This window comes from Ruegeria sp. F11, from assembly GCF_056533855.1.
In genome coordinates, this window is sequence record NZ_JBQFOW010000008.1 from 146,296 (window position 1) to 161,864 (window position 15,569).

The 15,569-nt window shown below is 59.6% G+C and carries 12 protein-coding genes; 5 read left to right on the forward strand and 7 right to left on the reverse strand.

Translation table 11 applies throughout. The annotated features are described in order from the left end of the window. Positions 1 to 18 precede the first annotated feature (18 nt). Together cphA and ACR0NJ_RS12450 are read left to right on the forward strand one after the other, a co-directional pair. Positions 19 to 2,820: a cyanophycin synthetase gene (gene cphA, locus ACR0NJ_RS12445; protein ID WP_480817453.1), complete on the forward strand. Its 2,802-nt coding sequence runs from the start codon at positions 19 to 21 to the stop codon at positions 2,818 to 2,820. Positions 2,821 to 2,834: 14 nt separating this feature from the next. Beyond that, positions 2,835 to 4,571: a Mur ligase family protein gene (locus ACR0NJ_RS12450; protein ID WP_480817454.1), complete on the forward strand. Its 1,737-nt coding sequence runs from the start codon at positions 2,835 to 2,837 to the stop codon at positions 4,569 to 4,571. A 128-nt stretch (positions 4,572 to 4,699) separates the two neighbouring features. Here ACR0NJ_RS12450 and ACR0NJ_RS12455 read toward each other — a convergent pair whose 3' ends face one another. Next, a complete protein-coding gene (locus ACR0NJ_RS12455; RefSeq protein ID WP_480817455.1) occupies positions 4,700 to 5,062 on the reverse strand; it encodes a hypothetical protein in 363 nt (120 codons plus the stop codon). A gap of 432 nt (positions 5,063 to 5,494) precedes the next feature. On the opposite strand from ACR0NJ_RS12455, the gene ACR0NJ_RS12460 reads away from it, so the two are divergent. After that, positions 5,495 to 6,583, forward strand: a complete 1,089-nt coding sequence (locus ACR0NJ_RS12460; RefSeq protein ID WP_480817456.1) for a chymotrypsin family serine protease — start codon at positions 5,495 to 5,497, stop codon at positions 6,581 to 6,583. Positions 6,584 to 6,636: 53 nt separating this feature from the next. On the opposite strand, the gene ACR0NJ_RS12465 is transcribed toward ACR0NJ_RS12460, so the two are convergent. Beyond that, positions 6,637 to 7,641 (reverse strand): pyridoxal-phosphate dependent enzyme, encoded by a 1,005-nt coding sequence (locus ACR0NJ_RS12465; RefSeq protein ID WP_480817457.1) that lies wholly within the window; start codon positions 7,639 to 7,641, stop codon positions 6,637 to 6,639. An 83-nt stretch (positions 7,642 to 7,724) separates the two neighbouring features. Here ACR0NJ_RS12465 and ACR0NJ_RS12470 point away from each other — a divergent pair, with 83 nt between their 5' ends. Continuing rightward, a complete protein-coding gene (locus ACR0NJ_RS12470) occupies positions 7,725 to 8,201 on the forward strand; it encodes an Lrp/AsnC family transcriptional regulator (protein WP_480817458.1) in 477 nt (158 codons plus the stop codon). 82 nt (positions 8,202 to 8,283) lie between these two features. Next, complete coding sequence (gene speB / locus ACR0NJ_RS12475) at positions 8,284 to 9,258, forward strand: agmatinase (RefSeq protein WP_480817459.1); 975 nt, start codon at positions 8,284 to 8,286, stop codon at positions 9,256 to 9,258. Between the two features lie 33 nt (positions 9,259 to 9,291). Here speB and ACR0NJ_RS12480 read toward each other — a convergent pair whose 3' ends face one another. The 5 genes from ACR0NJ_RS12480 to ACR0NJ_RS12500 form a co-directional block, all read right to left on the reverse strand. Beyond that, positions 9,292 to 10,512, reverse strand: a complete 1,221-nt coding sequence (locus ACR0NJ_RS12480; protein WP_480817460.1) for an aminopeptidase P family protein — start codon at positions 10,510 to 10,512, stop codon at positions 9,292 to 9,294. A 161-nt stretch (positions 10,513 to 10,673) separates the two neighbouring features. Then, the gene (locus ACR0NJ_RS12485; RefSeq protein WP_480817461.1) at positions 10,674 to 11,885 is read right to left on the reverse strand and encodes an ABC transporter permease; all 1,212 of its coding nucleotides are present in this window, start codon (positions 11,883 to 11,885) and stop codon (positions 10,674 to 10,676) included. A gap of 5 nt (positions 11,886 to 11,890) precedes the next feature. Next, entirely contained in the window at positions 11,891 to 13,165 is a 1,275-nt protein-coding gene (locus ACR0NJ_RS12490) for an ABC transporter permease (protein WP_480817462.1), read from the reverse strand. Positions 13,166 to 13,235: 70 nt separating this feature from the next. After that, a complete protein-coding gene (locus tag ACR0NJ_RS12495; protein WP_480817463.1) occupies positions 13,236 to 14,327 on the reverse strand; it encodes an extracellular solute-binding protein in 1,092 nt (363 codons plus the stop codon). Positions 14,328 to 14,429: 102 nt separating this feature from the next. Continuing rightward, complete coding sequence (locus ACR0NJ_RS12500) at positions 14,430 to 15,530, reverse strand: ABC transporter ATP-binding protein (RefSeq protein ID WP_480817464.1); 1,101 nt, start codon at positions 15,528 to 15,530, stop codon at positions 14,430 to 14,432. Positions 15,531 to 15,569 lie beyond the last annotated feature (39 nt).

Here is a 15,569-nt window from a genome sequence, read left to right on the forward strand (position 1 = left end):
TAACCAACGGGGAGCCTCATGAAAATACTCTCGACTAATGTCTTTGTCGGCCCGAATGTCTGGGCAAGTTTTCCTGTCATTCGCCACGTCATTGATCTGGGCATACTGGAAGAGTGGCCATCGGCAAAAATTGGTCCCGAGTTCATAGACGCGCTGGTCGAAGCCCTCCCCGGACTGGCAGAGCACGGCTGTTCCTATCGCGAACCCGGCGGGTTCATCCGCCGCCTGCGCGAGGATGAGGGCACGTGGCTGGGTCACGTGCTGGAACATTGCGCCATCGAGGTGCAGAACGTGGCTGGTTCCGATGTCACCTTTGGTCGGACGCGCGGCACCGGTGAGCCCGGCCAGTACAACATGGTTTATGAATACCGCCAGCGCGATGTTGGTCTGGCCGCGGGCAAGCTGGCGCTGCGGCTGCTGATGCATCTGCTGCCGCAATCCCTGAAAGATCAGGTGGGTTATGAGTTCGACCCGGAATTCAACTGGGATCACGAGCTGCGCAGCTTTGTCCTGCGGGCGCAGCGCAAGGAATTCGGCCCCTCGACCGGGTCGCTGGTCAAGGCTGCGCAGGAACGTGATATCCCGTGGATCCGGCTGAACTCGGGCTCGCTGGTGCAGTTCGGGCACGGCAAGTTTCAAAAGCGCATTCAGGCGACCATTACCTCCGAGACCAAGCACATCTCGGTCGAAATCTCGTGCGACAAGGAAGACACCCACAACCTGCTGAACGATCTGGGCCTACCGGTTCCGCAACAGCGCATGGTCTACACCGAACGCGAAGCGGTTCAGGCGGCCGGGCGCATCGGCTTTCCGGTCGTGATCAAGCCGCTCAACGCCAATCACGGGCGCGGCGTTTCGATCAACCTGAACTCGGCCTCCGAGGTTGAGGCCGGTTTCGCCGAAGCCAAGGAACATTCCCGCAGCCGGGCCATTCTGGTGGAAAGCTTTATCACCGGTTTCGATCACCGCATGCTGGTTGTGGACAACAAGCTGGTCGCCGTGGCCAAACGGGTCCCGGGCCATGTGGTTGGCGACGGCGAACATACGATTGCCGAACTGGTCGCCATCGTGAACGAGGACCCCCGCCGGGGAATCGGGCACGAAAAAGTGCTGACCATGCTCGAGATCGACAACCAGGCCAAGCGTCTGATGGAAAGCGCAGGCATCACCGAACAAACCGTTCTGCCGGACGGAGAGATTTTCTATCTGCGCTCAACGGCGAACCTGTCGACCGGCGGCACCGCCATCGACCTGACGGATGTGGTCCACCCCGACAACCGTGACATGGCCGAGCGCGCCATCATGGCCGTTGGGCTGGATGTGGGCGGTGTCGATTTCCTGATCGACGACATCACCAAATCCTACAAGGAAATCGGCGGCGCGATTGTCGAGGTGAACGCCGCCCCCGGTTTCCGGATGCATGTGGCCCCCTCTGAGGGGCAGCCGCGCGACGTGGCGGGCAAGGTGATCGACATGCTGTTCCCCGCTAATGAGGAAACCCGCATCCCGATCGCGGCGATCACCGGGACCAACGGCAAGACCACAACCTCGCGAATGCTGGGCCATATCATGAAAACCAGCGGCAAGACCGTTGGCATGACCTCGACCGATGGCGTCTATGTGGACGGCAAGCTGAGCGTCAAGGGCGATATGACCGGGCCCAAATCGGCCCAGATCGTGCTGCGCGACCCGATGGTCGATTTCGCGGTTATGGAAACCGCGCGCGGCGGGCTGGTGCGCTCGGGTCTGGGATATCAGCGCTCGAACGTGGCGGCCTGTCTGAACGTCTCGGCAGACCATCTGGGCCTTGGCGGCATCAACACGGTCGAGGAACTGGCCGTGGTCAAGCGCGTCGTCGTCGAAAGCGCTACGGATACGGCAGTGCTGAATGCTGATGATATCAACTGTCTGAAAATGGCCGATTACGCCGGTGCCGACCAGATTTTCTATGTCACGACGAACCCGGGCCACAGCCTGGTGAAAGAGCACATTAAGGCGGGCGGTAAGGCCATCGTGCTGGAACAGGGCATGAATGGCGACATGCTCACGATCTACGATCACGGCTTGCATATCCCGGTGCTGTGGTCGCATCTGATCCCTGCCGCGCTTGAGGGCAAGGCGATCTTCAATGTGCAGAACGCCATGTTTGCCGCCGCGATGGCCTATAGTTTCGGGGTGGATCTGGACAATATCCGCCACGGGCTGCGGACCTTTGACACCAGCTATTTCCAGGCACCGGGGCGGATGAATGTCTATGACGAACATCCCTTCAAGGTGATCCTGGACTATGGCCACAACCCCGCAGCGCTCAAGGCGCTGTCATCGCTGGCCGATCAGATGGAAGTTGCGGGCCGCAGGTTGTGCGTCGCCTCGATGCCGGGCGACCGGCGGGACGAGGATATTGCCGATGCCGGGGCCGCGCTGGCCGGGCATTTCGACCATTTCATCTGCAAGGCCGATGACCGCCGTCGCGGACGCGGGCATGACGAGGTCCCGCAAATGCTGCGACAGGCGCTGATCGACAACGGCACGCCGGAAGACGCAATCTCGATCATTCCCGATGAGGTCGAGGCCGTGAACGCCGTGCTGAACATGGCCGTGCCGGGCGATCTGCTGGTGATTTTCGGCGACGACACCGCGCGGTGCTGGAAACAGATCGTCTACTTCAACTCGGAGGGCGACGCCCCTAAGGCCGAAGCGACACCCGCAGCCATCCCGGTCGAGACGTCCTTCGAAGATATGTTCGAGAGCGATCAAAATCTGATCCGGGACGAGCGTGGCGTGCGTCTGGCCCGCGACATCAGCGAAGACGCGGACTAGGCGGAGGCACCGGAATGGACCGGATCGAAGAGCTTGAAACCGCGCTGACCATCGAAAGCGCGACCGCCGATCATATCCGTGTGGACGATGCCAGACGCCTTACCGGGCCCGGCCTGCTCTGGGACAGGCCCGGCGCGGTGATGGATGTGTTTTTCACCGACATCGACGCAGCGCAGGTTACAGCACTTTGGCAGGTCCATGCCCGCCGGGTGCTGGATGCGCTTGGTTGGCAGGCACAAGGCCTGACCCACCGCACCTTCACCGGCGGCGTCAATCTGGCGATCTCGGCCCCGATGGATCAGCTTTATTCCGCGATTTTCGCAGCCCAGACCGCCTGGCATTTCTGTGCCGCCGAGCTTTTGGGGGCCACCCCCGGCGATTTCGATCAGATGGTGGCGGATGTGCATGGCGTCATGGTCAAAGAGGCCAATCCCGCCCTGATCACCCTGATCGAAGCCGCCGAGGCGCATGGCGTGGACATCCTCTGCGATGATGACGAGATTTCAATCGGGCACGGCACCGGCAGTCAGGTCTGGCCGGTCGATGCCCTGCCCGCCCCGGATGATGTGGACTGGTCCAGCCTCCACAATATCCCGGTCGCCTTCATCACCGGCACCAATGGTAAAACCACGACGACCCGGTTACTTGAGGCAATCGCCCGCGCCTCGGGCAAGGTAGCAGGGCTGACCTCGACCGAGTTTGTGCGGGTGGGCGACGACATTCTGGACCGGGGCGATTACTCGGGTCCCGGCGGCGGGCGGATGCTGCTGCGCGACAAACGGCTTGAAATCGCCTGCCTCGAAGTCGCCCGAGGCGGCATCCTCCGCCGCGGCCTGCCCACCCGCGCTGCCACGGCAGCGGCAGTGACCAATGTGGCGAATGACCATCTGGGGCAATACGGCGTCAACACAGTCCCGGAACTGGCCGAGGCAAAATTCGCCGTCCACCGCACACTGGCGAAAGGTGGCGTGCTGGCCCTGAACGCCGATGACGCCTTTGTCCGGGCCGAAGCGGAACGCACTCAGGCAAACATCTGGTGGTTCTCGCTGGACGCGCAAAGCGATCTGATCCGGCAAGCGCGGGGCGCGGGCAAATGCTGCGCCTATGTGCGGCAAGGCGATATCATCTTCTTCGACGGCACGGTCGAGCAAGTGATCCTCTCCGTCGCCGACGTTCCCCTAACCATGGGCGGAGCCGCTAAATACAACACCCAGAACGCGCTGGCAGCCCTGTGCCTCGCACTGGCGTTGGATTTGCCCAAACAGGCGGTTCGCGACGGCCTGTCCGGGTTCAAACCCGACGCCAAGGACAATCCGGGCCGCTGCAATGAGTTCAGCTATAACGGCGCGCGGGTCTTTGTCGATTTTGCCCACAACCCGCATTCGATCGCGGCGGTGTGCGACGCCCTGTCCGACCTGCCTGCAAAACGGCGGTTCATCATGCTCAGCCATGCCGGGGACCGGTCCGATCAGGACATCCGCGACGTCACGGCAACCGCGTTGAACTTCCACCCCGACATCATCGTCGCAGCCGAACTGGAAGGTTATCTGAGAGGTCGCGACTTGGGAGAAATCCCCGATCTGATCGAAAAGTCAGTCTCGGAACACGGATATAACCCACAACAGGTGCTCAGAGCATCGTCACCCCCGCAGGCCGTCTCGATGATATTAGAGCGGCTTGAACCAGGTGATCTTGCCTTGCTGTTGGTGTTGTCCGAGCGAGACGCCGTGCTTGAGATGCTTGACAGCTAAAGGCAACGCCGGACATCAGGCCAATGAAGCTACAGCCAGCAGCGCATGATGCGTCCTAAAGTGTCTGGCGCAACTGAGGAATTGCGGCTCAGGCAGCTGTTAGATGTGTAGATAGAACGACCCGCTGATCACTCCAAGGGAAGGGCATCGATTTGCCCAACCTCGACCACGTCCACCCGAACGCCTTCGATCTCGTCCGGAAACCGCTGGTCTTCGCTCAACTCTTCCTGCGAGACCTTGTTTTGGACATATACAACGATACAGGCAGAGCCATCGTCATCGCGACAGACGCCGTCCGCCACAGCCACCACATGCGGGTAGCGCATCAACTCGGCCTCGTGCCGGGCCAGAACATCTGCAACTTTTGCTCGGTCCCCGGCCAGCGATTGCTCTGCTTCCGTTGCCGCAGCAAACTTCCGCCATCCGTCCGCGAATTGACGTCCGGCGGCGATCTGATCTGTTGACCAATTTGGTCCCGGTGTCTTTGTCATTGGACCCTCCAATACGGAACTCGGGTGAAAACCGTTTGCGCTGCGATCTGCCGGTGAAACGGTGAATGCGTTGCTCATGGCAACAATCAAAATCTGGGCAATCATCTTGTCATGCTTTCCCAAGCCAGTCGAGTATTTGCCGACCTCTGGTCCGGCCCTGTTCCCGCACCCACCAATCGATCTGACTATACTCTACTTTGGCTATCAAATATAAGTTCTCCGCTTCAGAAAACAACCAGAGCATGGCATGGCACGCCCCCCCATTAAGGCGGATTGCCGCCAAAACAGGGTGACGGCTGTTTCGCATTATAGTTGTCTATGGTATGATTGAATCTCGCTCCACTCAGTCAATGACTAACTATCCGTGACCTTATTTCGGGTCGGGACGGAGCGTGTATTTTCTGACAAGAACTTCATTTTTAGGAGTAAATTATGCCCAAAAATCTTTCGAAATGGACAAGTGCCCAACAGAAAACCGGTCAGAAATCTGCAGATTCGTGGACTGCTTTTGCGAAACAGCAGCAAGGTGCCCCTGATGAACAACGTCTGGCTGCGATGGGCGATATTGCACGTATCGCGGAAGTGCAGGACAAGCACGAGGCCGAGCTTTTGGCCATGGACAATGTGGTCGGTGTCGCCGCCTCGAAAAAGGTCAAGGGCGGAACTCCGGGGGATCAAAGCAGCCTGACCGTCTATGTCACAGCCAAGCAGAAGTCTGCAAATCTCGACAAGGGGTCCAAGGTCCCTTCGAGAATTGATGGCGTGCCCACCGATGTCGTCGAAGTCGGCGAGATCGAGGCGCTTGCGTTCAACGCAAAGGTCCGGCCCGCTTTGCCCGGTTACAGCATCGGGCACTACAATATCACGGCCGGTACGTTCGGTGCTCTGGTGCGGGACGTGCGGCGGTGCTGTTGCAAGGTCGAGAAAGGGTGCGACTGCGACGGGTATCGCCAGGATTGCGAGAGCGATTATCTGATCCTGTCCAACAACCACGTGCTGGCGGATGTCAATCAGGCCCGTCCGGGTGACAAGATTCTGCAGCCGGGGCCGGTGGATGGCGGCCTGTTCCCCTCGGACATGGTGGCGACTTTCGAGCGTACCGAAGAGATTGTGTTCGGCGCAAGCGGGTACAATCTGGTCGACGCTGCGGTGGCCCGCCCGACCGACAGCCGCAATGTCACCGCGTCAATCCTTGGCGCTGCGGCCCCGACCGGGGTTGGTCAGGCGTTCCCGCTTATGAACGTCCTGAAAGTTGGCCGCACGACCGAAGTGACCGCCGGGGTGGTTCTGGCCACCAACGCAACGGTCCAGGTCGGGTTCGGCGCGGCAGGTGTTGCAACCTTCCGCCACCAGATCCTGACGACCGCAATGGCGGCTGGCGGCGACTCTGGCAGCTTGCTGATGGATTTTGACCTGAACGGAGTTGGGCTGCTGTTTGCGGGTTCACCCGTTATCACGATCCACAACCATCTGCTGGACGTTCAGAACACGCTTGGGGTCGAGTTGGTGACGACTCGTTGATTTCCTGATCGGAACAGAACGGAGGCCCTCAGACCAGTGTCGGGGGCCTTCGTTCAAGCGACACTTCCTTCTGACAGGATGACCAACGGCAAATCCGCCTCATCCCTCAAACAGGCCGCCAGCCCAGCCACGCCGGATGGTGTCGTGGAATATCCCAGCTCGCGTGCCTGCGTGACCGCGTCCAAGGCCTGCTGATCACTGATCGTCACCCAATCATCGGCGCAGTTTTTCAATATGTTCAAAGCCAGCATCGACGGTGTTTTGCAATCCAGACGCCCCATGTTTGACACCGGGCCATCGACAGCAACGATCTCTCCAGCGCGGGCGCTTTCCTTGAGGCACGGGGCAGCGTCCGGTTCGACAACGGTGATCTTAGGCTGAACCGGCCAGTTGGACCGGATCATGTAAGCAACCCCCGCTGCCAGTCCGCCGACGCCGGCCTGCAAATACACATGGCTTGGCCATGTTCCCTCAGCCTCCAACGCGTTGCGCATTTCTTCGGCAATAACGGTGTACCCTTCCATCACCAGCCGGGGTGGTTCGGTGTATCCGGGCCACGATCCGTCGGCGAGGTGAATGGCACCGGTCGCCTCGGCATCGGCAATGGCTGCCCTAACGCTCGCCTCATAATCGTCGCCGGATCGAACAACCTCGGCACCTTTGTCCCGCAGACGGATGGCGAAGTCCTCTGGCACGGTTTCGGCCAGATGGATACGCGCCTTTGCGCCAAAGAGCCGAGCGCCCGCTGCCACGGCCATGCCGTGATTGCCCGCGCTGGCACAGACAAAGGTCATAGCGCGTGCAATGTCCTTGATGGGTTCCTCGAGAAAAGCGCCGGGTTCTAACGGGCAACCAACGCGCGTTTCGATCAGCTTGGCCACAGCGTAAACGCCACCGAGCGCTTTGAACGCGCCCAGGCCCATCCGGTTGGTTTCGTCTTTGATTAAAATTGATCGCCCTCGGAAGCTACGGGTTTCCAGGGGACTTGGCTTATAGGCCGGGCATGCGGTTAGCAGAGCCAGCGGCTGCGCAACGTCGAGTATCGTAGAGTTTTCCATATAAAGAGTTGTACGCACAATGCGCGATATATTATGATCAGATTCGCTAAATTTTCGGGAAAATTTCTCACAATAGGCAGAATATGAAACTCGATCAGTTCGACCGCAACCTGCTGCAACTGATGCAATCCGACGCAAAGATGGGTCTTGAGACGCTTGCGTCCGAGACCGGTCTGTCCGTTGCATCCGTCCAACGGCGGCTCAAGGCGCTCAGAGCTTCGGGTGCCATTCTCTCCGAAGTCGCTATTGTTGACCCCAAAAAGCTGGGCATCGCGATGAGTTTCATCGTCATGGTCGAATTGGAACGTGAACGTCAGGATCAGATCGACGCGTTCGCACGTCAGGTGCAGTCTGAGCCCATGGTCCAGCAGTGCTATTATATCACTGGGGACGCCGATTTCTGTCTGGTCTGCACTGCGAGGGATATGGACGACTTTCAGGAACTTACCAAGCGGCTGTTCTTCGACAATTCAAACGTCCGTCGTTTTCGGACATCGGTTGTAATGGGGCGAAAGAAAGTCGGGTTGGGTGTGCCAGTTGAGAGCGACGGACCCGGTTGATCAATCCGAATTTGGTTCCAATACAGCGCGTTCTCATGTTCACATACACACGAAGTGACACTGCCATCGAAAGGATTGAAAATTGCAGGATCATGGGTATGCGTCTGGTCGGCTTAATCTGCCTTTCGTCGGAATCTCGACATTCGGAAAATCCCCATATGTCGAGAACTGGGATGACATTGACGCGGACGTATGCGTGCTGGGCGCGCCTTTCGACTTCGGCACGCAATGGCGCGCCGGGGCGCGGTTTGGCCCTCGGGCGGTGCGCGAGGCGTCGACCCTGTTCAGCTTTGGCCATGCCGGTGCTTATGACCACGAGGATGATGCGACGTATCTGGATAGCTCGGTTCGGATCGTCGATATGGGGGATGCCGATGTCATCCACACCAAGACCGAGGCGAGCCACGAGAACATCGCCTTTGGGGTCCGCAAGATTCTGAGTGCCGGGGCGTTGCCGCTTGTGATCGGTGGCGACCATTCGATCAATATTCCTTGCATCTCGGCATTCAAAGACGACTGCGCGCAAAACGGCCCGATCCATGTGGTTCAAATTGATGCGCATCTGGATTTCGTGGATGAGCGCCATGGGGTCACAAACGGGCATGGCAATCCGATGCGCCGCGCAATCGAAAAGGATTATGTGTCGGGCATGACCCAGCTGGGCATTCGGAACGTGTCTTCCACCGCCAAAGAAGGCTACGAAGACGCCCGTGCGCGCGGGTCTGACATCCTGTCCGTGCGTCAGGTTCGGAAACTGGGAACCGAGGCCGTTCTGGACCGTATTCCCGAAGGCGCTCGATACTACGTGACCATCGATATCGACGCCTTTTGCCCCTCAATCGCGGCCGGAACCGGGACCCCCAGCCACGGGGGGTTTCTGTATTACGACGTTCTGGAAATCCTTCAGGACCTCGCCAAAAGAGGCGACGTGGTTGGCATCGACCTAGTCGAAGTTGCCCCCGCCTATGACCCGACCGAGAGCACGCAGATACTGGCGGCGCAGCTTCTGCTGAACTTCCTTGGCTTCATCTTTCACGAACGCGCGCGGAGGGTTTGAGATGGGGTGGAGCCATAGCTCCACCCTCCCCTGTCAGGCCCCGATGATGTTGTGACCCGGTCCGTATGGGAAACCGGTGATATTCTCGGCCCCGTCTTCTTTGACCACCAGAATATCATGCTCGCGGTACCCGCCAGCACCGGGTTGATCCTCAGGAATCCACAGCATCGGCTCTATTGAGACGACCATGCCCGGCTCCAATACCGTGTCGATGTCTTCGCGCAACTCCAGCCCGGCCTCGCGGCCATAGTAGTGGCTGAGCACGCCGAAGGAGTGGCCGTAGCCGAACGAGCGATATTTCAGCAAGCCCTCGTCGGCAAAGAAGCGGTTAATCTCGGCGGTGATGCCGGAACAAGTGGCACCGGGCTTGATCAGGCTCAGGCCCAGTTCATGCGCGGCCACGTTGGCGTTCCAGATGCGCAGGCTGTCGGCATCCGGCTCGCCCAGAAACAGGGTCCGTTCCAGCGCGGTGTAGTAGCCCGAGATCATCGGGAAGGTGTTCAGCGACAGGATATCGCCCTTTTGCAGCGCACGTTTGGTGACCGGGTTGTGCGCCCCATCGGTGTTGAGACCCGACTGGAACCAGACCCATGTGTCGCGGTACTCAGCTTCAGGATAGGCGCGGGCGATTTCCGCCTCCATCGCGTCGCGGCCAGCCATGGCGATCTCAATCTCGGTGGCACCTTCGCGGATGGCGGCGTGGATGGCCGCTCCGCCCACGTCAGCGGTTCGCGCGCCGCCTTTGATCAGTTCGATCTCTTCGGCGGACTTAACCATGCGCGCGGCCATGGTGTCAGGCGCGATGTCGATCAGTTCGGGCTGGCCCAGCATCGCAAGCGCGGTGTCGCGGGCGGCCAGTGTCATGTGGTCACTTTCGACCCCGATCCGTTTCGCTCCACCGATCAGGCTGGCCACGGCTCGCCAGTAGTTGTCGCGCTTCCAGTCGGTGTAGATCACATTGCCCTCAACCGAGCGTCGCCAGGGCTGGCCCGCGTCGATATTGGCCGAGACCGTGGTGCAGGCGTCCTGCGTCACGACGCAGCCATAGGGCCGTCCGAAGGAGCAATACAAAAACCCCGAGTAGTAGGCGATGTTCTGCATCGACGTCAGCAGTACCACCGGGATATCCCGTGCCGCCATGATGGCGCGCAGTTTGCCAAGACGGCGATCATACTCGGCCTTGCTGAACGGCAGCGGGGCCTTGTCGCCATTGTGGCAGGTGAAGAACTCGGGGCGGTTTGAAAGGTCTGTCATATCTGGTCTCTCATCTCTGCCGGGTGTGCAAAGCCCGGCCACATGTCCCGGCGTTCAGGACAGGCGGTCTCGGGGTCCGAGAGCCGATCATCCCAAGCGCTCCGCGACGCCATCGCGGCTGGGATGAACGGGTAAATCGTTAGATCAGCGCAGATCGTCCGTCAAGCGGGCGAAAGCCCCCGCAATCGCTCTGAGCGACGCCGCAGCAGTTCAACCGTGGTCAGCAGGGCAATCGACAGAACCACAAGGATCGTCGCCACCGCCAGAATGGTCGGGCTGATCTGTTCGCGCAGGCCGGTGAACATCTGCCAGGGCAAGGTCTTCTGGCTGGCGGAGCCCACAAACAGGACCACGACAACCTCATCGAATGAGGTGATGAAGGCAAACAAACCGCCCGAGATCACACCCGGCAGGATCAGCGGCATCTGGATCTTGAAGAACGTGCGGACCGGGCCCGCCCCCATATTTGCGGCGGCGCGCGTCAGAGACCGGTCAAAGCCCACGAGCGTTGCGGTGACGGTGATGATTACGAATGGAATACCCAAAACCGCGTGGGCCAGAATTACCTTCAGATAGCCCACAAAGTTCTTGTTCATCCCCAGCGTCCCCTCAAGGAACCGGCCGATATCGCTGTAGAAAAAGAACATGCCGGTAGCTGAGATGATCAGCGGCACGATCATCGGAGAGATCAGGATACCCATGATCGCCCGCCGCCCCGGAACGTGGGACTGGCTCAGCCCGATGGCGGCCAGAGTGCCCAATGTCACCGAAATAACCGTCGCAATCGGCGCGATGATCAGCGAGTTCTTGAAGCTGCGCTGCCATTCATTATTGGTGAAGAAATCGCGGTAGTGCTTCAGCGAGTACCCCTCGGGGTCCAGCCGCAGCATTTCCGGCGTGAAGGTGAAAAAATCCTGTGCGTTGAACGACAGGGGCAGAACCACAAGGATCGGGGTGATCAGGAAGACGAAGATCGCGCCGCAGATCACGCGGAACAGATAGTGATAAAACACCTGTTTTGGGGTCAGATAGGGCAGCAGTTTGCGCCGGTAGCGCCCCTCGTACAGCCAGTAGGTGAACCAGATGAAGAACCAGCCGCCCAGCAGCCCCAGAACGCCGCCCATCGGGCCAGCCACCAAAAACCCAACAAGGCCGAACCCGATGATGTTGACCCAGCGCGCCAGTTTTTCGTTTTTTACAACGTTGATGTAGACCCAGGCCAGCCCTGCAATCAGGACGGCCCCGCCCAGAAGCCCGAGGAAGACCGAGCCATTGCCCGCCCCGACGAAGATGCCGGCAAAGGCCCCTGCCAGTGCAACACTGGGCAGGACCATGGACAGAGGTTTGCGGGATATCGGTGTCAGTGCGGCCATGTCGATTATCCCAGCTTCACGTTATCAATGCCCACGATCTTGTCGTAGACCCAGTAGAGCAACAGCACGACCCCCAGCAGGATCGTCCCCAGCGCCGCGGCCAGCCCCCAGTTCAGCGAGGATGAGATGTGGTACGCGATCCGGTTCGAGATAAAGACACCCTTGGTGCCGCCCACGATCTCGGGCGTGATGTAGTAGCCAATCGCCAGGATAAACACGAGGATCGAGCCTGCGCCGATGCCCGGGATGGATTGTGGGAAGTAGATGCGCCAGAAAGTCGTCCAGTTGGTCGCGCCCATGGATTTCGCGGCGCGGGTGTAGGATTCGGGGATGGTCTGCATCACGGAATACATCGGCAGGATCATGAACGGCAGCAGGATATGCGTCATGGCGATGATCGTGCCGAACTGGTTGTTGATGATCACCAATCGCGCGTCATCTGCCACCAGCCCCAGCCACACGAGCGTTTCATTGATCACGCCCTGCTGCTGCAACATCACCTTCCATGCGGACGTTCGCACCAGAAGTGAGGTCCAGAACGGTAACAGCACCAATATCATCAGCAGGTTCGACACCCGCATCGGCAACGTCGCCAGCAGGTAACTGACCGGATAGGCCAGCAGAATGCACGATGCGGTGATCACCAGCGACATGAACAGGGTGCGTCCGAACAGCTTGATCAGGATCTGTTTGTCTTCGGGCTGCGACTGCGCGCCTTCGGGCGTGCGGCGCATATCGACCGCGTTCAGGAAGTATCCGTTGGTAACGGCAGGTGAGTGGGTCTTCATCACCGCCCACGTGTTGGGATCGCCCCAGCCCTCGTGAATCTCGATCACCTGGTCCTTGAACGGCCCATCGGTTTCGGGGTCCAGCTTGCCCATTTTCCGGCCCGAGCGGCGGAACATCGAGGACATGCCGGTCTCTTCATAGTTCAGACGCGAGCCCAGCCGGGTGTGGGTTTTGTTGTCGACAGCCACAACCATGTCGCGGACAAAGGCGTCATAGACCGCCTCATCGGGCAGTTCACCGCTGGTCTCATCCCAACTTTGCAGCGCTTCGACCGTCAGGGGCAGCGTTTCTTGCACAATGCTGTTTTCAACTGACCGGAACAGCATCGCCGCAATCGGTACGATGAACGAGAAAAGCACGAACAGCAGCAAAGGGGCCACCAGCATCAGCGCGCGCAGCTTTTGCCGCCGCAACGAACGTGCCAGCGATTGCTTGAGCGGCGTTCCATCCGCGGCCAGCATGGGTCCTGCGTTTTGGCTTGCGTCAGTCATCGGTGCCCCTTGGGTTTTCTTTGGTCCGGGGGCGGCGCACCGCCCCCGACTGTATCACGAAATTAGACGCTTATTGCGCCAGCCACGCCTGGAATTTGGCGTCGATGTCGTCGCGGTAGTCGGCCCAGAACTCGTAGTTATACAGGAACGTGTTCTTGGCGTTTTCCGGATCGGTCGGCATGTGCGGTGCCATGTCGATGCCCAGATCGGCATGCTTGCCAACCAGCGGAGCCGACGAGGCACGGGCCGGACCGTACGAGATGTACTTGGCCTGATCCGCCAGACGCTGCGTATCGGTCGCGAACATGATGTAATCCAGTGCGCGCTGCTGGCGCTCTTCGCTCAGACCGGCGGGAATGATCCAGCCGTCAAGGTCGAACACCTGCGCGTCCCACAGCATGGCAACGGGCTGCTTCTGCTCTTCGATCACGCTGAACAGACGACCGTTATAGGTCGAGCCCATAACAACCTCGCCATCGGCCAGCAGTTGCGGCGTATCGGCACCGGCAGACCACCAGACAACGCTGTCCTTGATGGTGTCCAGCTTCGCCAGAGCCTGCTCCTGCCCTTCCGAGGTTGCCAGAACGTCATACACGTCGTCCTTGGCTACACCGTCACAAAGCAGCGCCCATTCCATGTTGTTGATCGGGCGTTTTTCCAGCGAGCGCTTGCCCGGATAGGCTTCCAGATCAAACACGGCGCAGATATCGGTCGGCGGGGTGTCACCGACCAGATCGGTGCGATAGCCGAAGGTGGTCGAATAGACAATCTGCGGAATGAAGCAGTCGCTGACCAGCAGGTCGCCGAAATCTTCCGATGCGGGCGTGCCATCAGGGGCCGGGGCCAGCTGGCTGTCAAAGTCGATTTCCATCGCCAGGCCTTCGTCGCACAGGCGAATCGCGTCCGAGGCCACAACATCCACCACGTCCCAGGTGATGTTGCCCGCTTCGTTCATCGCGCGCAGCTTGGCGACGGCCTCGTTCGAGCTGTCATCGTTCAGGATGGTGACGCCTGTCTTCTCCGAATAGGGCTCGTGATAAGCCTTGAGCTGCGATTTGGAATAGGCACCGCCCCACGAGACGATGGTCATCTCTTCGGCGGATACGCCCCCGGCGGCTGTGGCCAGAGCCGCCGCTGTCAGCAGAGTTTTGGTTGGTTTCATGTGTTACTCCCAGTATGTCCCGTTTGTTGTGTGGTCAGCTGGCGCACGGGTTTTCGCCAGCCGGTCCCTCAGTGAAACCGCGCTTGTGCCGCGCGGTTTGGTCTATGCGTCAAGCGCACGACAATCCTGTGCCAGCCAGCCGATCTCGATCTCTTGTCCGGCTTGCAGACGGATGGCATCGGGGGCGTTACGCGTTTTGACGATGAACTCGTCATTGCCCGCGACCGACATGCGGAAGCGGAACACATCGCCCATGTAGATGAATTCCTTGACCGTTGCCTTCAGCGTATGCGCATCGGCGTGCAGACGATCTTTGTTAAACTCCACCCGCTCGGGCCGGATCGAAACCTTGGTGCGGTCGCCCGGATTGTGCACATTGATAGGCACCGCGTCGATTTCCGAGCCGTCATCCAGTTGCACAAGGCAGGTAGCGCCATCGATCGATTTAACAACGCCTTCCAACGTGTTGTTTTCCCCGATGAACTGCGCGACAAAGCTGTTTTCAGGCTCTTCATACAGTTGATCCGGTGGGGCCAGCTGCTGAATGCGGCCATCGTCAAACACGGCGACGCGGTCGGACATGGTCAGCGCCTCGGTCTGGTCGTGGGTTACGTAGACGGTGGTGATACCCAACTCATGCGCCAGTCGAGTGATTTCGAACTGCATATGTTCTCGTAGCTGCTTGTCGAGCGCGCCCAGCGGTTCGTCCATCAGCACAAGTTCGGGTTCGAACACCAGCGCGCGGGCCAGTGCGATCCGCTGCTGCTGACCGCCCGAAAGCTGCGCGGGACGCCGCCCCCCGAATTGGCCCATTTGCACCATGTCCAGAGCCCGCTGAACCTTTTGATCTCGCTCAGACTTACCCAACTTGCGGACCTCTAGCGGGAACGACAGGTTTTCGGCCACCGTCATATGCGGGAAAAGCGCGTAGTTCTGGAACACCATCCCGATTCCGCGTTTGTGCGGCGGGATGTTGTTGATGGGTTTGCCATCCAGCAGAATCTCGCCATGGGTGGCAGTTTCGAATCCGGCAAGCATCATCAGGCAGGTCGTCTTGCCCGATCCGGACGGCCCGAGCATGGTCAGGAACTCGCCCTTCGGCATTGCCAGGTTGAGGTCTTTGACGACGAGATTCTCGCCATCATAAGACTTTTGAACGCGTTGAAATTCAACAAACGCGGCGTCGTTATTTGTGTCGGTCACAAGACCCCCTGTTGCGTCAAATGATTATCCGAGAGCTTC

Coding starts and splice junctions, on each gene's coding strand:
- ACR0NJ_RS12465 (WP_480817457.1), bottom strand. CDS start 7,641: ATGGAAAACTCTACGATACTCGACGTTGCGCAGCCGCTGGCTCTGCTA.
- ACR0NJ_RS12460 (WP_480817456.1), top strand. CDS start 5,495: ATGCCCAAAAATCTTTCGAAATGGACAAGTGCCCAACAGAAAACCGGT.
- ACR0NJ_RS12490 (WP_480817462.1), bottom strand. CDS start 13,165: ATGACTGACGCAAGCCAAAACGCAGGACCCATGCTGGCCGCGGATGGA.
- ACR0NJ_RS12485 (WP_480817461.1), bottom strand. CDS start 11,885: ATGGCCGCACTGACACCGATATCCCGCAAACCTCTGTCCATGGTCCTG.
- ACR0NJ_RS12450 (WP_480817454.1), top strand. CDS start 2,835: ATGGACCGGATCGAAGAGCTTGAAACCGCGCTGACCATCGAAAGCGCG.
- ACR0NJ_RS12455 (WP_480817455.1), bottom strand. CDS start 5,062: ATGACAAAGACACCGGGACCAAATTGGTCAACAGATCAGATCGCCGCC.
- cphA (WP_480817453.1), top strand. CDS start 19: ATGAAAATACTCTCGACTAATGTCTTTGTCGGCCCGAATGTCTGGGCA.
- ACR0NJ_RS12495 (WP_480817463.1), bottom strand. CDS start 14,327: ATGAAACCAACCAAAACTCTGCTGACAGCGGCGGCTCTGGCCACAGCC.
- ACR0NJ_RS12480 (WP_480817460.1), bottom strand. CDS start 10,512: ATGACAGACCTTTCAAACCGCCCCGAGTTCTTCACCTGCCACAATGGC.
- ACR0NJ_RS12470 (WP_480817458.1), top strand. CDS start 7,725: ATGAAACTCGATCAGTTCGACCGCAACCTGCTGCAACTGATGCAATCC.